At 43.1% G+C, this 19,709-nt stretch carries 15 protein-coding genes; 4 read left to right on the top strand and 11 right to left on the bottom strand.

Going from position 1 to position 19,709, the window contains the following annotated elements; all coding sequences use genetic code 11:
- Positions 1-150 precede the first annotated feature (150 nt).
- The gene (locus BM739_RS06510; protein WP_076538705.1) at positions 151-1,149 is read left to right on the top strand and encodes a permease; all 999 of its coding nucleotides are present in this window, start codon (positions 151-153) and stop codon (positions 1,147-1,149) included.
- A gap of 56 nt (positions 1,150-1,205) precedes the next feature.
- The gene (locus tag BM739_RS06505) at positions 1,206-1,436 is read left to right on the top strand and encodes a thioredoxin family protein (RefSeq protein WP_076538702.1); all 231 of its coding nucleotides are present in this window, start codon (positions 1,206-1,208) and stop codon (positions 1,434-1,436) included.
- Positions 1,437-1,529: 93 nt separating this feature from the next.
- On the opposite strand, the gene BM739_RS06500 is transcribed toward BM739_RS06505, so the two are convergent.
- The 6 genes from BM739_RS06500 to BM739_RS06475 form a co-directional block, all read right to left on the bottom strand.
- On the bottom strand, positions 1,530-2,708 hold the full coding sequence (locus tag BM739_RS06500) for an MFS transporter (RefSeq protein WP_254843487.1): 1,179 nt from the start codon (positions 2,706-2,708) through the stop codon (positions 1,530-1,532).
- 785 nt (positions 2,709-3,493) lie between these two features.
- The gene (locus tag BM739_RS06495) at positions 3,494-5,110 is read right to left on the bottom strand and encodes a methyl-accepting chemotaxis protein (RefSeq protein WP_076538696.1); all 1,617 of its coding nucleotides are present in this window, start codon (positions 5,108-5,110) and stop codon (positions 3,494-3,496) included.
- A 408-nt stretch (positions 5,111-5,518) separates the two neighbouring features.
- The gene (locus BM739_RS06490; RefSeq protein ID WP_076538693.1) at positions 5,519-5,947 is read right to left on the bottom strand and encodes a twin-arginine translocation signal domain-containing protein; all 429 of its coding nucleotides are present in this window, start codon (positions 5,945-5,947) and stop codon (positions 5,519-5,521) included.
- Between the two features lies 1 nt (position 5,948).
- Entirely contained in the window at positions 5,949-7,397 is a 1,449-nt protein-coding gene (locus BM739_RS06485; RefSeq protein ID WP_076538690.1) for a GMC oxidoreductase, read from the bottom strand.
- Positions 7,398-7,790: 393 nt separating this feature from the next.
- Positions 7,791-9,281 (bottom strand): lytic polysaccharide monooxygenase, encoded by a 1,491-nt coding sequence (locus BM739_RS06480; protein ID WP_076538688.1) that lies wholly within the window; start codon positions 9,279-9,281, stop codon positions 7,791-7,793.
- Between the two features lie 539 nt (positions 9,282-9,820).
- Positions 9,821-11,476, bottom strand: coding sequence for a bifunctional ADP-dependent NAD(P)H-hydrate dehydratase/NAD(P)H-hydrate epimerase (locus tag BM739_RS06475; RefSeq protein ID WP_076538685.1), 1,656 nt, complete (start codon positions 11,474-11,476; stop codon positions 9,821-9,823).
- Positions 11,477-11,715: 239 nt separating this feature from the next.
- On the opposite strand from BM739_RS06475, the gene BM739_RS06470 reads away from it, so the two are divergent.
- Positions 11,716-13,011 carry an amidohydrolase family protein gene (locus tag BM739_RS06470; RefSeq protein WP_076538683.1) on the top strand — a complete coding sequence of 432 codons (1,296 nt, stop codon included), beginning with the start codon at positions 11,716-11,718 and terminating at the stop codon, positions 13,009-13,011.
- 129 nt (positions 13,012-13,140) lie between these two features.
- On the opposite strand, the gene BM739_RS06465 is transcribed toward BM739_RS06470, so the two are convergent.
- From BM739_RS06465 to BM739_RS06450, 4 genes are all read right to left on the bottom strand, one after another.
- Positions 13,141-13,503 (bottom strand): hypothetical protein, encoded by a 363-nt coding sequence (locus BM739_RS06465; RefSeq protein WP_254843478.1) that lies wholly within the window; start codon positions 13,501-13,503, stop codon positions 13,141-13,143.
- Between the two features lie 410 nt (positions 13,504-13,913).
- Entirely contained in the window at positions 13,914-14,831 is a 918-nt protein-coding gene (locus tag BM739_RS06460; RefSeq protein WP_076538678.1) for an alpha/beta fold hydrolase, read from the bottom strand.
- A gap of 567 nt (positions 14,832-15,398) precedes the next feature.
- Positions 15,399-15,824, bottom strand: a complete 426-nt coding sequence (locus BM739_RS06455) for a septal ring lytic transglycosylase RlpA family protein (RefSeq protein WP_076538675.1) — start codon at positions 15,822-15,824, stop codon at positions 15,399-15,401.
- 284 nt (positions 15,825-16,108) lie between these two features.
- Complete coding sequence (locus tag BM739_RS06450; protein WP_076538672.1) at positions 16,109-17,422, bottom strand: aminotransferase class V-fold PLP-dependent enzyme; 1,314 nt, start codon at positions 17,420-17,422, stop codon at positions 16,109-16,111.
- 269 nt (positions 17,423-17,691) lie between these two features.
- Between BM739_RS06450 and BM739_RS06445 the strand changes: the two genes are divergently transcribed.
- Entirely contained in the window at positions 17,692-18,183 is a 492-nt protein-coding gene (locus BM739_RS06445) for a TIGR00645 family protein (protein WP_076538669.1), read from the top strand.
- Positions 18,184-18,322: 139 nt separating this feature from the next.
- Here BM739_RS06445 and BM739_RS06440 read toward each other — a convergent pair whose 3' ends face one another.
- On the bottom strand, positions 18,323-19,624 hold the full coding sequence (locus BM739_RS06440) for an anaerobic C4-dicarboxylate transporter (protein WP_076538667.1): 1,302 nt from the start codon (positions 19,622-19,624) through the stop codon (positions 18,323-18,325).
- Between the last annotated feature and the right edge of the window lie 85 nt (positions 19,625-19,709).

Here is a 19,709-nt window from a genome sequence, read left to right as displayed (position 1 = left end):
TAAGCTTAAGTGGTGTTTTAGCTTTATTTAACCGATATTGTGACAAACCTTTCCGCACCAGCCCTTTATGCAAAAGCGAGAGCTAGCGCTTATTTTCATTACTAAAAATCCGCTATCTTGGATATAAGACGTTTTTTTGAGCATTAACCTATGTTTCAAATTTTCACTGATTTTGCATCATGGCTAATTTACGACTTATTGGGCTTGTCGGCGCAGACAAAGCTTGGGGATGCAATGCATTTTTTTGTTGAAGACGTCACTAAGATTTTTGCCCTACTGCTGGTGATGATTTACCTCATCGCCTTAATGCGAGCCTCATTAAATGTTGAACGAGTCAGAGACTATTTAGCAGGTAAACCTAAGGGCTTAGGTTACTTAATGGGCTCTGGATTTGGGGTGGTAACGCCATTTTGTTCTTGCTCCAGTATTCCGGTATTTCTCGGCTTTACCTCAGCTGGGATCCCCCTTGGGATCACCATGAGCTTTTTGATCACCTCACCGCTAATCAACGAAGTGGCCATCTTGCTACTCATGAGTCTACTGGGGATAAAATTTACCCTCTTATATGTCCTGGTTGGCATGAGTGTCGGCATGTTAGGCGGCTTCTTTCTCGATGCAATAAAAGCTGAGCGCTGGCTACAATCTTTTGCCGCTGAAGCCCTCAAACGCGGTCAACAACATAGCACTGCTAATAACCCTGACGATATTCAAACCCAAGCCCTATCAATGTCACAGCGGCATCAATTTGCCAAAACTGAGATGTTCGATATTTTTGGCCGAGTATGGAAATGGGTCATTATTGGTGTCGGCCTTGGCGCGGCGCTGCACGGCTTTGTACCCGATGGTTGGATTGAGGCCCATTTAGGCGATGGTCAATGGTGGTCAGTACCTGCTGCAGTGCTACTGGGGATCCCGCTTTATTCAAACGCCACGGGAGTGATCCCAGTGATGGAAAGTTTGATTGTTAATGGCCTACCCATAGGCACCACACTGGCATTTTGCATGAGCACGGTTGCAGCTAGCTTCCCAGAATTTATCTTACTAAAACAGGTTATGCAGTGGCGCTTACTGGCAATATTATTCAGCCTGCTATTGGTGGCATTTACCTTAGTCGGTTGGCTGTTTAATGCCTTTACGCCATTTTTATGAGGTTACTGATGTAAAAAACATGGGTGACTTAACCGCCTAACAAATAAGGATGTATTATGAAAACCATTAAAATATTAGGCTCCGGCTGTAAAAAGTGCCTTGAAACAGCAGAACTTGCCCAAGCCGTTGCCGATGAAAAAGCCGTGACTGTCACAATAGAGAAAGTCACCGACATGGCGCAAATTATGGCTTATGGGGTAATGAGCACACCCGCTGTGGTGGTGGATGAAAAAGTGGTGCATAAAGGCAGCAAACCCACTAAAAAGCAACTGGCGAGCTGGATATAGCTAATCAAAGTGTCGGGGGAGCTAACACTATAAAAGCCTAAACAACCAATCCCATTAGGCTCAATAGGATTGGTTATAAAAAACCTTTGGCAACTAACCTGCGATAGGTTTATGGCCAGATGGTAGTGTTTCAGTACTCTTAAATAACATATACATGCAGGTGGAAAACAAGCAGACACCTAAATAGATAATTAATCCGTTGCCGACATCGGTAAATGTGGTCGCCAATAATGGCCCTAATACTGAGCCTACGCTGTAACACAGCAACATCACTTCAGTCGCTGAAACCATTTTCTCTTGGGGCAAATTATCACAAGCCAGCGTTATCGCTATTGGATATAGAGCAAAACTCGCAGCACCTAGGCATAGTAAACTTAGCCCCATCATGACTAAACTGGTTGACTCCAGTATGCCTAACACAGCAACGCAGCCAACAAGACTAATAATTGCCATAAGTAAACTTTTACACATGCGAGTCGACATGCTACCTGCAATCGGCTGCACCGCCATGCCACCCACAATGACAATCGCCATCAATAGCCCGGTATAGTCAGCATAAGCACTTGATAGACTGATATATAGCGGCATTAATCCATAAATTGGTCCCAGCAATAGCCCAGACACCATACATCCGATGATCGCTGGCCGGCTCAAATGACGAATGTCTTTGCGGTTAAAGCGCTGCTGCTGATGACTAGGAGGCTGACCATGTCGAATAAGCACTGGTGCCAAAGTAGCTAAAAATAACAACGCTAATACAAACAGATAAGGCGTAATGCCTTCAGTACCGAATACCGAAATAGCCAGCTGTCCAGCGGCGCTACCTCCGTAAAGTGCCGCCATGTAAAGACCGAGACGTTTAGCACGCTTTTTAGGGCAATTAGACATCAAAAGCCAAGACTCTACCACCACAAAAATGCCTGCAACCGCCAGTCCAGCAACAAATCGCGCAGCAAGCCAGCTGATCTGATGAGGTAGCAGTATCATTGTTGCCACCGTTAATGCCAGCAGACATAAAAAAACGATAAATGCGCGCCGATGACCAAGTCGCTTAATCACCTTTTGAATACAAGTAGCACCTAATAAAATGCCAAAATAAAACACACTTGCAAGCCAAGGAGTTAGCGATGGACTAAGGCCAAAGTATGGTAAAGATAATGGTACTAGGCTCATTAAAAAGCCTGAAGCGATAGCGAAAAAACTTAAACCAATAACTGGTGTAACAATGGAGTTTTCACCACTGCCATGAGTATTTATGGACAATTTAAGGATACTTAACATGAAATTTAACGAGCTTGCGCATACTTGTCGGCTAAAGGCTTAGTTATACCCAAAGACTATTTGCGGCGAATGTAATATTGAAGCAGAAATAAGTAAAGAAAAATCTGCTAGAGCTCGCTTAATGGCCAATAAAGTGTCAAATTTTGCTATAAAGGTCATGTTTTGTGGTTATTTCGTACGAAATAAAAAGGACGTGATATTACTGCCAGCCTAAAAAATCGTTAATTGATAGTGGATAAAATACAGTTTAAAGCTACAAAAACAGCTAATAAATACTATTTAAGCTATAATTTTTAGCACTTGTAGGCAGATATAACATGAATGATGTAAAAACTAGAATTAAAGGGGATAAATATGAAGAAAATGAGTTTTAGCAAAATATTTTTGAGGCATATGTTAGCGGTACTTGCGAGCTAAATAGCAATCGATAAAGCTTATTATGAAATAAGTCTTAGATTTATTCATGAACCTCAAATCTAAAAAGCCATTAAATGAAACTAATGCTGCACTTTGAAGGGGCTTGAAGCCTCCTAAAGATGAAAGACAACCCAACAGTATTCTAGCGCAGAATTTTTCATTAGCTTATTGATATAAGTAACTTGAACCACTTGGTATTGATGAAAAAACCTAAGGGAATGGGTTTATCTCCCTTAGGCCTCTATCACTATACTTATATCACTATGCATATAACACCATGCTTATAACACCATGCTTATAACACAACATTAGCCTCTAAATAACGGGTGGCTTAGTGGCAAAACTGTCACATTGATTCACTAACTTGTTTTAAATTGACCAATTTGTTCTCTGAGTTGCTGTGACAGATGATTAACCTGCACACTGGCACTATGTGATTGGTCGGCATTGCTCGCCGTTAATCTGGCTTCATCACTAATATTGACAATATTACGATTAATTTCATCACTGACCGCAGTTTGCTCTTCTGCTGCTGTGGCGATTTGGGTTGCCATATTAGAAATCATCGCAACCGATTCGGTAATTTTAGCTAAGGCATCACCTGCTTGCGCAGCTTGCTCAGTACTTTTATCTGCTTGCTCACGGCTTGAGTCCATTACTGATACGGCATCTTTAACACCGGTTTGTAATTGCCCAATCATTTGCTGAATTTGATTAGTGGACTCTTGGGTTCGTTTTGACAAAGTTCTGACCTCGTCGGCCACTACGGCAAAGCCTCGACCGTGCTCGCCCGCACGCGCAGCTTCAATGGCGGCATTGAGTGCCAGTAAGTTAGTTTGCTCTGAAATACTGCGGATCACATCTAAAATGCTGCCAATATTATCGGCATCGTTTTGTAATTTTTGTAAGGCATTGGCAGCCTGTTCAACCCCGCCAGAGAGGTTATCGATCGAGGCGATCGTTTGCTGAACTATCATGTCACCATGGACTGCTTGGGTATCAGAATCTTTAGCTGCTTGCGCTGCCAGCTCAGCATTATTAGCCACTTCTACTACGGTCGCCTGCATTTGATTCATCGCTGTTGCAACTTGCTCGGTTTCACCTTGTAAGCGCTGCATGCCCGCTAACGTTTCGTTACTGGCCGATTTAAGCTGCACACTTGCGGTACCTAATTGCTGGGTATTACCATTAAAATCAGTAATTAACTCACGAATATTAGTTACAAATACATTAAAGTTGCCAGCGACCTGATTAATTTCGCTATTGCCACTGTCATCTAGCGTCACGGTAAGATCTTTAGAGCCTGAAGCCACATTACTCATTGAGTTATCTAAAGCATTAAGCGGAGTGAAAATATTGCGGTAAAGGGCTGACAAAATAATGATAATAAACACACCAATGCCAATACTGCCCCACAATTGCACACTGGCAGCTTGCATGGTGGCATTTAAAGTATCTTGTACCGCAACAGTAAATTTACCATCTAACTCTTGGGCTAATTGATCTAAATTATCAGCTAACTCTGACGATGCTTGGTCAAAGCCGCCAGCACCTTTCATCAATAAATTGCCGGCATCTGTACCTTGAGTTATATACGCATCAGCCATGTTTAAACCAGACTCATGCAATTGATTAATTTGACGTTTAATCGATTGAGCTCTTGCAGTATATTCCGGTGCCAACAATATAAGCTTATCCATATTGGCCTGCGCGGCATGTAAACAGGCTAAAGCTTCTGCTTTGGCTTCATCAGTTTTTGTTGCGCCAACATCGGTCAAAAATTGCTGAATTTGCACAACATCAAAGCGAGTATCTTTTAAAGCAAAAATGGTATTAACTTGCTTTTCTTCATTTAACACACTGTCGTAGATGAAAGACTGCTGGGTATTACTCACTAAAACTAAAGAGATTAAAGCCAATAATGCTAGCGAAATTGTAATTTGGAGCATTCTCTTAATTGAGACATCAAAACTCATAAAACGACCTTTAAAGATTAAGCCCTACTTTCAATGTAAGTAGAGAGATTTTCACAAATCTACAGTGATTGATGACCTGATGATGCAGCTTGCTCTCAAGCGATTTCAGTTGTCAGTATGGGGCTATGACGAGTAGTTATTAATATGAAAGCCGTTATTAAGCAGCCGTTATTGAGCATTAAAATGTTCAACAACATTACGCAATCACTTTACGCAATAACATTGGCTGTTAATATTCGCTAAATACCCGATTAAGCCCATGTATATACATCGACTTCTTAAGGGAAAACTTTAATGCTGATTTGGCAAGAAAACGGCCTTTGGCTTAACAAGTGTCACTTGTTAAGCCAAAGGCCACGATTTTATGAAAGGCATAACTGGCAAGGTATTATGGTTTATCAACTGCAATCAACTGATGTCAAAGCGGGCAAAAGGATTATAACAAGGCCGATTAGCGCCGTAGTATTGCAGCGCCTCTGTGGCAGGGTTCCTGACTTGGAAAAAATTGGTCGACATCATAAAATCAGTGACTAATTTTCGCTCATACTTATCAATCCAGATAGCGCGCTTTTTAACCACCAAATCAAACGCCGATGATTGATCTAAAATAATAATGGCACGCAGCTTCATCTCACCATATTCAGCGGTAAATTGCTCACAAAACAATTGCAGGTTTTCATCGCTAATATTTAGCTTACCCAGTAAACGATCAAGACTCGAGACGATAAAATTTTGGGTATTTAATGTGTGTACGCCATAAAACACCGCCCCACCCAGCCCTGCGCCAATCGCCGCCACTTTAAGAAACGAGCGCCGAGAAAGACTAGCACCACTCATATTAAACCCCCATTCTCGCTGCGCGCACTGCTAATGCTGCAGCGGTTAAGCTAGGGTTGGCACAAGAACAACTTGCAAATACTGATGTGCCCACCACAAATAAGTTTCGGTATTGATGATGAATAAGGTTTGCATCTACCACTGAGCCATCATCAATGTTGCCCATCCTCAAGGTGCCCTGTAAATGTGATTCAGTCGGCCGCCAGCCACGAAAATGAATCGCTTCCACAGGTAATGCATCAAGTACCTTAGGTAATTGCGCTAAAGCCTGCTCAATACCCTTTTTGGCGTACTCAGATTCTCCGGTATAGCTCACTACCGCCTGCCCTGTAGTAGCATCAATAGTGACATTATTGGATTTTTGGGGGAGATCTTCAGCGACAATGACTAATGGCAGGGTTTCTCGCCAGCGACCCACTTCTTTTCTAAAGCCATAAGGCCAACGATTTTCAAAGTAAATCAAACAAGAAGCGTGATCTTTTCTAAACTCGCCATCATACAAGGCATAATTGAGCCCTGTGGTAATCGTGCTGCCATCAAAGTTCTCTAAACCATCTAAAAACACTTCAACTTTTACCCCAACTTGCTCGTGTAGCCCAAGACCTGTGTCACCAAAATCCATTTTCGAGCGTAGCAATATCGCAGGGCTTTGTATGGCGTTGGCGCCTAAAACAAACTTGTCGGCGCTGACAGTATATTCTTGATTGTTGTTGATAAAAACCACGCTAGAAACCGCGCTATCACTGTGCTGCATATGCCTTACTTCAGAGTTTAAACAGGTGTGTACTCTAGGGTCCGAATACACCTGCTGAAAACCATTATGCACAGTAAATTTGGCCTGAATGGGACATAAATTACATTTGGCATTAGAGCAGCAGGCCGCCCGTGTATCAGTTGACACCCTTGCTCTGGCCGTTGGCATGATAAAGTGGCTGTCCATATTGGCATTTTTCATGATGCGATCAATGGCAGTGGGTCTATGGGGCGGTTGTGGGAAAGGTTTGGAGCGAGGAAGCATACTGTGCATATCAGGGTCGCCTGACACCGACATAATGCTTTCGACATCACAATAATAGGGCTCAAGATCGTCATAGGAAATCGGCCAGTCATTGCCGACCCCATACAAAGAGGCGGTTTTAAAATCGGCAGGATGAAATCGAGGGGTTTGGGCAAACCAGCAATTCATTCCACCACCAAAACCAATGGTGCAATTCCATTCTTTTTCAGCTGTATTTTTAAAGGTATCGGCAGGATCAACAGCCGAATTTTTTCCTTGGGATAATTGCCAATTCCACGAATTATAATCGCCCCATTCCAGCACCAGGATATTACCGTTAATTTTTTTTAGCGCCTCTAGTAAAAAGAATGAAGAGCCAAAGCCAGAACCAATAATTATGAGTTCATACTTTTGCTGTGAAGCCTGTTCGGCGCTGACAATATTTAAATTCATCGTTATGAAATTCCTTTTCACTGATCGCTAACATCAGCGCCTTAAAAGTCTTAAAAAGTAGCCTGCAGCTCACAGATAAATAGTCAGTAACTAGGTTGGAGTTAAATTCTTATTTATCTGTTCGTTTAGTATAGAAAGGTTTAAAGCGAACTTTGCAGCAAAGTATTAATATCAATAGGAAGTTTTAGTTAATAACAGCGGCCCTTATTCTGCTATTACACCGATTCGATTAACTAAATCGATGTTGATTAGAGTAAAAAAACAACACGTTTATAAAGCGCATTTAGCCAGATGATATTTTAGTTATAGCATAAAAAAACGGCCAATCAATGATTGGCCGTTAGGGTTTACAGCGATTATGTTTAAAACCTTAGCAAACAAGCATGAAGGCGATTAACGCCACACGCCCCATTCACCCGTAGTGCCAGGCTCTTCACCTTGGGTCCACCACTGAGCAGTCCACTCTTGGTTATTATGCATCACCTTTTCACCGCCATTATAAACAGCAGATGCGCTCCATTGCTCACCAGGTAATGGCTCAGGGCTTGGGCCTGGCTCTACGTCAGTGGGCGTAATTGAGAAACTATAAACGGTTTTATCTTGTTCACCTTGGCCTGTAACAGTAAGCTCAAAACTCACTTCTTGGGCGACATTGTCAAGTAAAACAGTATTGATAATCAGCTCATCATTCTGGCCAATAACTGTTTCAACCGGCAAACCTGCCACTTGCGCCCAAGAGATTTGCTCAATATCACCGATACTACTTGCTGGGGTTAGTACCACGTATTCACCGTGGCTAACGCTGGCATTAGTAATTTCTTTTAACACTGTTGGCGTAATCACAGCTTTTACAAACTCGTTGTTTGCGCTAATACTGAACTCACCATAAGCCTGTCCATTACTGGCATTAAAAAAGTTATTATGTAGCTCATTTCTGAAATACATATAGTGATTCATTTCTGCATGCCAGCGACCAATAAATACGTTACCGCTATATTGAGTCTCATAATAACCGTTCACTTGTGAGGCTAATAAGCGGTCCCAATCGAGCTGGTTTTCTGTGGTGATTTCTAGTGAGAAACTTGAATGAATATCGCCATTGTCACTAAAGACTTTATAGTTAACCGACTCACCAAGCTGCGGGGTATCTAAATTGATATCTGCAGGAATAAAAGCATCACCTTGCTCTAAATAAGGCTCATTTGGTTCTGGTTCTACCGGAGAGTCACCGCTAATGGTAATGTCACTACAGTTATAAAATCCTTCACCCACGGTGTCATCGCGCTGCCAGCGAGTATACAAAATCGCATCACCTGAGCGATCGGCAGGGATCGCAATGTCCATGCGGTACTTTTTATCCGCATCCACAGCAACATTGCCGTACTCTTGGATTAGTTCCAAATCATCCCATTTTAGTGGCTTAGATACATCAACACCGGGCTTGGTTAAATAAAACTGCCAGAAAGATGGGTTGTGTGGCGCGGTTGCATTAAACACGTACTCAAAAGTGCCTGTTGGTAACTCAGTGCGGGTCCAGTCTGAATGCTCTGCACCCATGCCGCGTTTTTGCGCATCGTTGGCATAACATAAGCTGCCATCAGGAATAGCCGCTTTTACCACGTCCATATCATTGTAAGTCGGTGCAGGAATATTGATGGCAAATTCATTACGCTGAATAAATGGGTAAGTACCAGAAATCTCTTTCGCCTGTGCACAAGCCGCATTGGGTGGCGTGCCACTCCACAAGCCACCTTGCTGGTAACAAATTGATTGTCTTGCTTCAGGAAACTCTGCCCAGCCATGAGCATAAGCGCTTTGATTCGGTATCACTACATACATCGCTGACGCCACGGCAATGGCACCAAACAACTTATTGGTTTTCATGTCAATTTCTCTAGTTATTAGGTAAAAGAAGACAGCAGACTCAATGATTAATATAAATAGCCAACAAGGGTCTGTTCGAGCCACATAGTAATTAAAAAAAAAGATATAACAACAGAGCCAACAAAACAGACAACCGTCAAAAAAATATTTATTTACAGCAAGATAGGAATTAAATTCAAACAAGTTAACACATTTAATAAAAATTTGACTTGTCATATAATTGACGATAGGGAGAGTGGAAATTATGAGCAAGTAATAGCAACCGCCAACAAACACTTATGGGGCTTAGTTAAGCAAGTATGGAACAATATCGCCTTAACATAGATCTACAGCGTTTTATTTTTGGCTTTTAGCCACAGGCCAACAAGCGCCAAATAATTGCTGATTGAATGTTAAGAATTATCATGGTCTTCCACGCACTCATCCGACCACTAAAAAGCGTATTTAAATGGCGATTAATTCAACATTGAAAACGGTTTTATGCCCTCATTTCGCTGCAGCTCTACAGCGCATAAACATTAAAACGGCGTTATGGTGAGTTAATCACAGCTTAATTTAAGCTGCTCACAAATATCACTGGCCAGCACTATTCTCTGGGTTTGGGCAAGCTGATGGCCTAGGGTTGCATGCCAGTTTACCCCGGTAATGGCGGCATCCTCGGCTGATAAACCTTGGGCGATAAGTGCTGCAATAATACCTGCTAAGCAATCGCCCATGCCCGCTGTCGCCATAGCCGCTGAACCTGAATGACAAAAGTTGACTCCCCCTTGGTGAGCCACTAGGGTGCCAGCCCCTTTTAATACCACCACTGCTTTATATTTTTTATGCAGTGCAAGCGCAGCGGCAAGGCGATCGTTAGTGACCTCATCGGCAGATATGCCCAACAAGTCAGCAGCCTCCGCCTCATGGGGAGTTAGCACCCAATGCGCCACCATTTGCGGCTGCTTTGCTAAATAGCGCAAGCCGTCAGCATCTAACACCCCGAGGCTGCGTTTATTATCAACGCCAGAGTTGGCTTGAAGGGTTAATATCGTTTGCATGATTTGCTGAGCTTGCGGCCCGCGGCCAAGACCTGGGCCCACCACCAGCACCGCGTTTTGCTGTAATGTATTGTCGGTAGTTTCAGAAAACATGATCTCAGGGGATTGGCTCAAGCAGGCGACAAAATGGCTTGGCTCGCACTGTAAATACACTCGCCCAGCCCCAGCGTTTAAAGCGGCGCGGCTAGCAATAATGCCTGCGCCCGCCATGTTGCCAAGACCTGCGATAACACCGACATTGCCATGGTGACTTTTATGAGTATTGCCTGTGCGTGATGGCAGCTTGTTTACCCTTGGATCGTAGCGCCAATTCTCTTTTGTTGTACTAGCAATAGGCTCAAGCTCTAAAGTATCTAAAGACAGCTCGCCACAAGAGGCTGGCCCGTATGCGGTAAGTAGCCCCGGCTTATAAGCAATAAAACTGTGGGTGGCGCTAGCATGAACGCAAACTGGCTCAGGCTGGCCGCTATCGGCATTTAAACCGCTGGGCACATCAACGGCGTAAACCTGCCCACTACTGTGGTTAATGTAATTAATCACCTCAATCGCCGCAGCAGATAAGGTGCGGCTTAAACCACTGCCAAATAGCGCATCAATAATGATTGGGTATGACTCTGAGGTTGCTATTGCTGCTGTTGCTATTGCTGCTGTTGCTATTGCTGCTGTTGTTGAGGCTGCTGTTGCTATTGCTGCTGTTGTTGAGGCTGCTGTTGTTGAGGCTGCTGTTGATGCAGCTAAGCTTGTGGCATTAGCACGAACCCTGCCACCAGCTGCTAAAAATTCATTCATGGCTTGCTGCGCATCGATGCCTGCTTTGGGCGCGCCAAAAGGCGCATAAACCACGACATTTTTGCCCTGTTGCAGCAACAATTTGGCAATGTAATAACCATCACCACCATTGTTGCCCTGACCGACCACCACCAATATCGATTGCGATGCATTAAAGGCCGCTTCAAAGCGCTGCACAAAACTGCTCGCCGCCTTAACCATCAAAGGCCAAGTGCTGTTGTTATTATTTGATGCCCAATGCCGCTCGGCGTCTCGTACTGCCTGCGCTGATAACACCACTGCGCTTTTTTCAAAGCCTTGCTTTAATTGATCGCTTAAATGATCTGTTAGCTGAGCTGCGGCGTTATTTTCAGAAAGAGTGGCCATATAAACCTTACCTTGAATGCAAAAAGCTAATATTAACTATACAAGAAGTTTGGCAGCACAAAACAACTGCAGCCGCGATTAAGCAGATATTTGCTACCAATATAAAGCGGCTTGCGGCAATAACTATCGACATTAGTTGTTGCAATTCAATTGCCTTTAGCATTAACACTGGCTTAACAATTGTCGTATGATGGTTTTCTCGCTTACCTAAACCAACAATAAACAGGAAAACCACGCAGATGGTAAAGCCAAATAAAATATTAAAGGGTCTAACAAAATTAAGTTTAGCAGCGGCAATCTCGCTGACGCTAAGCGTGCCAGCACTGGCACAACCAACCTTATTGGTCGCTGATGCATACGTCGATGTTGTAAAAGGTAAAACCATAAAAGACGTGGCCATTGTCATTAAGGGCAATCAAATAACCCAAGTCACCCAACAAGCAAAAATCCCTACCGATAATGATTACAAGCTCATCGATTTAAGCGGTAAAACCTTACTTCCCGGGGTAATGGATATGCATGTTCACCTTAGCGGTGATGCAGAAGATAATTTTTTAGCCTCGCAAAATTATTCCATTCCACGCCAAACCGTTAAAGCGGTTAAAAATGCCGAAAAAACCTTAATGGCAGGCTTTACCACAGTGCGGGATTTAGGCGCTTCAGGTTATGCCGTTATCGCTACCCGCGACGGTATCAATGCCGGTGAAATTGCAGGGCCAAGAATTTGGGCTGTTGGCCATCCAATTAGTATTACCGGCGGACATTGCGACGATAACTTTTCAGCCCCAGAAAAAAAATCAAAATCGCAAGGAGTTGCTGATGGACCGTGGGCTGTGCGCGCTAAAGTGCGTGAAAACATCAAGTACGGTGCGAATGCCATTAAAGTGTGCGCCACCGGCGGGGTGTTTTCAAAAGGCACTAAAGTCGGGGTGCAGCAGTTAACCTATGAAGAAATTAAATCGGCCGTTGATGAAGCCCACATTCGTGGCTTAGTGGTCGCCTCCCATGCCCATGGCACTAGCGGTATTAAAGAATCGATCAGAGCGGGCATCGACAGTATCGAGCATTGCAGCTTTATGGATGATGAAGCCATTAACATGGCCGTTAAAGCGGGCACTTACCTTTCTTGTGATATCTACAATACTGAATACACCCTCGCCTTTGGCGCAGCTAATGGTGTACCTGAAGCCAACATCAATAAAGAAAAGTTAGTATCGCAAGCCCAGCGCGACAGTTTTCGAAAGGCAGTCAGGGCCGGCGCTAACATGGTGTTTGGCTCAGATGCGGCAATTTACCCCCATGGTGATAACGGCAAGCAATTTTCACGTATGGTGACATTTGGTATGACTCCAGCTCAAGCCTTACAAGCTGCGACCATCAACAGTGCTGCTTTGCTTAAGCAAGACAACCTAGGGCAGATTAAAGCAGGCTTTTTAGCTGACATTATTGCCGTTGATGGCGATCCACTCAGCAATATCAGCTTAATGGAAAACGTCAGCTTTGTGATGAAAGACGGTCAAGTCTATAAGCAGTAAACCAGTAAGATGACCACTTAAAGCAATGACTTGCCTATGAGCTAGAAACAACAAAGCCTTGATAGTGTTTGCTATCAAGGCTTTTTAATCTGTAAATTACACTTTAGCTCAAATAATATTGAGTTGAACTTAGTTAATCCACTGCATTAACTCAGGCGCCGATCTCAATGCATACTGGCGTTTTATCAAGTTACCAGCAGGATCAAACAGTAACATTTCAGCAGGATTAGCACGGTATTTAGCAATCAATTGATCGCCCTCTGGAGTGCCAATTCTGGCGATCAAAAAGAACGCTTGATCATTGATCTCAGTACGGGCGGCATTCATTTGTTCAGTTTGGCTATTGCTCACCGCAAGGTTGGGATCATAAACAAATACAAACGCAGGCTTACCTGTGCCAATTTGTTCATGGGTGGTTTTAAACCCTTTGGGCATGACATTAAACACCACCGCAAACAATATCACTATGGAGGCAATAACACCGAGAGTCACCCAAGGCTTACGGCTAGACGAGTTTGAACTGTGATTATCTTTGATAATAAAACCCTCTTTTAAGTGTTCAATTCATGGCAATAATTTATATCATCTTACATTGTAATCAACTTAACTGAGTTTTATCTTAAAACGAAATTACGCTTTTAAAACGCGATCACAAGGTTAACTAAAACGCTGATTTAAAGCCGCAAGATGCCAGCTGCACGTTTTAACACAGTTTTAATCCGCTAAAGTCAGTATCAGTATCGACTCAGGCTAAATGCAAAAAAAGGGAACACTCTCAACGAGTATCCCCTTCTTAATTCAAATATTGGCTCGATCAACCTGATGATAGCCAACCAATTATTATTTAATCGTTACCTATTCAATCTTCAGCTTTTAAATAACCAAGCCAGCATTGGGTGACTTTAATTCGCACGTATCCAATCATCGATAGTTTGATTCACTAAGTCAGCAGAAGACTCCATAAACCAGTGACCACCCGGTACCACTTCAACCTGGCCTTTATTCAAATCGACAACCTGTTGCAGCCACTCTTTACCATGGAACCAGACATTTTTATCTTTGCCATAGATGAAAAGAAAAGGCGTGCCAAAATCTTCTACCGCGACACGTTGGGGTAAATCTTTTGATAAAATAGCGTTCCATAAATGCCAGTATGGGTAAGTCATACGCGCATCAGAACGTAAATTGGCCACTTTTTTATTCGCGTCTACATTCTCTTCCAGTTTTAAAATGTTTTCCGCAGTAAAAAGCGTTAATTTTTCACCGAGAGATTCAGGTAAAACCCAAGCAAGCGCAAGGGCAAAGGTGTATTTAACATTAATGCTTGGTGATTTCTCGTTACCATAGCTGCCAATATCTAAAAGAATAAGTCGGTCGACTAAGTCATTTTTCGCAAGATAATGAGAGGCATAAGACGCGCCCCAGTCATGAGCAAGAACAGTCACCTTATCTCTATCTAAACTTTCGATAAAGGCATCCATAATCATTCGAATTTGCTGAATATTGTAATCGGGTCTTTGGCCATTATCTTCTAGCTCGAACCCCGGCAAAGTAAATCGAGCAATCTGATAGTCTTGCTTTAAATATTCAACTTGCTTGTCCCACAGCTCTAGGCTGTCTGGGTAACCGTGGATCATGACGATGGTCTCTTCACCTTCGCCATCCATTTTAACTTCAAGATTTTTTACTATGGTGGGCAGTTTTTTCTGAAATTCGTCATCTGGCATTGGGCCTGTAAAAACAAATGTGCCTGCGAGATACAGAATGGGAGAAAGTACAACCAGTGCGATCACTAAGATCCTAATTATTATTTTTTTCATACATATCCATTTTTATGTTGAAGTACATCTTTAAACACCCTGCTGGCGTTTGCGCTTTTATCAATTAATACCGTTAAAAATTTTTATACCGAGTTGACTGCGCCAGCAATTGCTGACAGATACTGCAGCGCTAACTGAACATGCCTATTCGCAGCCAAGATCCATCCGCGCACTTTTCAAGCTGATTTATTAGTAACTCGGTTACATCCCACACAAATTAGAATAATAACTCTAATTTTATGAAGATGAAAAGAACTATCGACAATTATGTAAAAAGCCAAATTAATGAGTGGCTCCCTATCAGGCTTTTATCTTAATTTCATATGCTTAATGATTTTTTTTGTGGGCTATTTATTGGGCTGGGGTTTGTCGCCTGGGTCATCCTCAAGCTTTTAAAGGCATAAGCTCGGCTAAGTGATTTAGCCAGCTAAAAAGCTGATTTTATAGTCCATGGTCAATAGGTGAGTTTTTAAATAAATTACGCAAGATAAATTACAACAATTAAAAGGGCTGCCTACGATATTGAACTTGTATAAACAGACTCAAAAAATGGCTCTAAATGGCATGTTAATGTTTATACCTAAAGGTATTGCTGTCGTCTAGAATGTCAATTTTGATCGCTACAATCCCTTGATCGACACTGGCGATTTGTTGAAATGCTTTTTGAGAAAGATCGATCACTCGGCCTTTAACAAATGGGCCGCGATCGTTAATTTTTACATCGATGCTTTTATTATTACCGGTATTGGTCACCCTCACTATAGTGCCAAATGGCAAGGTTTTATGGGCTGCGGTATAAGCTCTCATATTATATTTTTCACCACTTGCCGTCAGTCTGCCGTGAAATTTACTGCCATACCAAGAAGCTTGCCCCACTAACGCATGAGATGCTGAATACTGTTGTGTTTTAGGTGAGTCGATAGGTAATCGTGACGAACAACCCGTTACTATGCCAAGGAGTAAAACGCTAACCAAAAGGGGAAATGTTCTCATTGTGTTTACTACTCGCTGTGATCAGTGATATTGTATCTTGCTAGCCATAACGCGCAGTGTAGATGAGAACATTTATGCTGTCACTCAAGATGCCCCTCAACACCACCATAGCAAGCGCAGCATCACATAAACCCTGCTAATGTTCACTCCCTTGCTCATGTAGTTGCTTCTGGAGCCTATATGGTATGGCTCGCTTGCAACCGTTTATTCTGCGCCCCCCGTTATAACACAGGCTTACACGGGCTTACACAGCTTGCACTTATGACACTGTTAAAAGCGAAACATTATCCCAAAGCTTGTATCTCAAACAGTGCTTTATCAATTTCGGCTTCGTTATTAATTAAGCTTGGCGCAAAACGAGCAAATGAGTCGCGATAAGGTGTCGAGCTCATAATAATCCCTTTAGTGTGCATATGCTCTACCACCTGTTGCGGAGACAAACCATCGACATCAAAACACACCAGCCCCGATGAAAGCTCAGTGGCCATAGGTGTATACAAGGTGACATGTGACATTTTAGCTAAACCCTGTTTGGTTTGGGTATTGAGCTGATGAATGCGCTGTTGCACATTGGCTTTACCCAAGCGCAAATGAAGCTCAAACGCAGCAGGTAATGCCCAGCGATGTTCAAACGAGTGAAAGCCTCCTGGAGACATATGCTCACCCATTGGCACTTGCGCTTGGGTGCTATTACCTAACCACACATCGTAGGATTGACTGAAACTTGGGATCACTGCGGTGCAGTTATTCCAGCCGCGCTTTGAGCCCCAAATAACACCTGTGCCACGTGGGCCAAAGATCCACTTATGAGTGCCTGCAATAAAAAAGTCACAGCCCAATGTACTCACATCAACATCCTCAATGCCAAAGCCATGTACGCCATCGACACAAAATAGGATTTTATCAGCCTCTGAACGTGAGCTGTTGGCTTTGGCAATCACATCAGCCATCGCGCGGATAGGTAATTTAACTCCAGTGGAAGAGTGAACCCAAGTTACGGCCACCACCTTGGTCTTTTGATTTATGGCCTTGGCCAAATTATCGGTAACTTGTTGGGTTGTCACTGTGGCAGGGGTGTCATATAACCTAATACGGCGCACGTTAGCCCCTGTTCTTTCTGCACGTAGTTTTAAAGACAGATCGGTAGAATAATGATCGTGTACGGTTTGCACCACCTCATCATTAGGGCGTAATTTAAGCCCGCTGTACACCAAAGATAACCCCATGGTGGTACTGTCAGTGAGGGCAATTTGTTCGGCTTCACCACCCATATAGCTTGCTGCCGAAGCGGAGATTTTTCCATCTATGGTTTCAAAGTGTTTATGCCAATAATCTGAAGGATTGGCATCTAAGCCTTTGCGGTGTCGCTCAATTTCATCTGCCACAGGTTTAGGGTGAGAGGCTAACAAAAAGGTAGAAAGGTGGATGTAATCGTCAGTTAATGGGAAAAGCTGTCGCAGCGCAGTCCAATCTCCAGCATTGATGTTATCAGGCATTAACGCTGCTTTATTGCCCTCTGCTGTATTGCCTATACCTGTCCCGATGACACTTCCAGCCAAGGCTAATCCCATTCGACTTAAAAAATTACGACGTAACATAGACAACTCTTTATTGATCGCTGTGTACCGTTAATAAAAAGTAGCAACCGAATCCAAAGCTGTCTATTAATCGACCTCAATAGTCAGTATGGCGCCGAAATGTCAGTCTTAAACACTATTAAGCCTGTTTGATAATTTGCGATTAGAATAACTGGGCAGATGATCTCGCTTGCTAGTGATGGTAAGCGCAGTTACAGTTCCTTGCAATAATTGTTATATAATCAACTCAACTGATTTCTAACGTATTTTATCTGAAGGATTAAATTTTAATGGAAAAAGTGTTTGAAAAATTAATGTATGCATCGCGCTGGATCATGGCGCCAATTTATTTGGGCTTAAGCCTTATATTATTGGCGTTAGGCTTGAAATTCTTTCAAGAGATTTTTCATATCCTGCCAATGATTTTCGAAATGAAAGAAGTCGACTTGATACTCGTCACCCTGTCACTTATCGATATCACTTTAGTCGGTGGCCTTATCGTGATGGTGATGTTTTCTGGCTATGAAAATTTTGTCTCACAACTTGATGTGGGTGAAGACAGTGACAAACTAAGCTGGCTTGGCAAGATGGATTCAGGCTCACTTAAAAACAAGGTCGCCGCAGCGATTGTCGCCATTTCATCGATTCATCTGCTTAAAGTATTTATGAATGCTGAGAATATCAATAATGACAAAATCATGTGGTATCTACTGATCCATATCACTTTTGTATTATCAGCCTTTGCGATGGGGTATCTGGATAAAATTAGTCGTACAAAATAGCAAACAAAAAGCCCCGGTACCGTTAAGTATCGGGGCTTTCATTTTCTTATACAAACAGTTCGATTTGAAGCTTATCGGGTTAGGTAAAATACCCTTTATTTTGCGCTAAGATATTCGACTCTACTTATTATGGCTATGGCTACAAAATAATCTCAGCTAACACAAAACCAATCATCACCGAGCTAACAACCGACACCACACCGGGTACCACAAAAGGATGGTTAAACACCCACTGGCCAATACGGGTCGAGCCTGTGTCATCCATTTCAACTGCCGCCAACAAGGTTGGATAAGTTGGCAATACAAATAAGGCACTGACCGCAGCAAAAGAAGCAATGGCAGCCTCAGGGCTAACTCCTAGCATAAATGCCGATGGCATTAGCGCCGCTGTGGTTGCGGCTTGCGAGTACAACAACATGCTCGCTAAAAATAAAATGATCGCCAACATCCACGAGTGCTCTTCTAGTAAACCACCCGATAGCGCTTTAATCTCTTCTAAATGCCCAGCAACAAAAGTGTCACCTAGCCACGCCACGCCCAACACACAAATACACGCACTCATGCCCGATTTAAAGGTAGCCGCATTAAGCACCTCAGCCGTATCCACTTTACAAAACAGCGTAATCGCCGTGGCTGCCGTGAGCATAAACACCATAATGGCTTCATTGCGCGGCAATGTCGGATTATCAATAAGGCCTACAGCATCACTAATCGCCGTGGCGTAAAACACCACCGCCACAATTGCCACCAGAAAAACCATCACCGAACGCTTAGCAGCCGCTGGTAACTCAGTGCTGTTCACCTCGCGTTTGCTCACTAAACCATGAGCTAAGCGGTCTTGATAAACTGGGTCATCTTTTAACTCTTTACCCATAAATTGGGCAACAAAAGCGCCGATCATACAAGCAATAAAAGTAGAGGGAATACAAATCATCAATAAGCTGATATAGCCCACGCCTTTGGTTTCAAGCATGCCGCTCATAAGTACAACCGCAGCTGAAATAGGTGAAGCTGTAATCGCAATTTGAGAGGCTACAACAGCAATACTTAATGGACGTGAAGGACGAATGCCCTGCTCTTTCGCCACCTCAGCGATAACAGGTAAGGTAGAAAACGCAGTGTGACCCGTACCCGCAAACAGTGTCATGGTATAAGTGACAATCGGGGCTAAAAAAGTCACCTGCTTGGGGTTGCGACGTAAAACGCGTTCAGCGAGATTCACCAAAAATTGCAAGCCACCTGCAACTTGCATTGCCGCAATAGCCGCGATGACAGACATGATAATCAAAATCACATCAATAGGAATAGTGCCCGGCGTCATACCTAAGCCAAGAGTTAACACCAACACACCAAAACCACCAGCAAAGCCAATACCAATGCCGCCTATTCGTGCGCCGATAAAGATGGCAGCTAATACCACCACTAACTCAATTGTTACCATAAATCCTCCCAAGCTATAATTGCGCGCACTTTACTGCAAAACCAATATAAGCAATAGATGATTAAATCAATAAAACATCAACTAA

This window comes from Shewanella sp. UCD-KL21 (genome assembly GCF_001957135.1).
Classification (GTDB): Bacteria; Pseudomonadota; Gammaproteobacteria; order Enterobacterales; family Shewanellaceae; genus Shewanella.
This window is presented reverse-complemented; position numbering and strand designations above follow the sequence as displayed.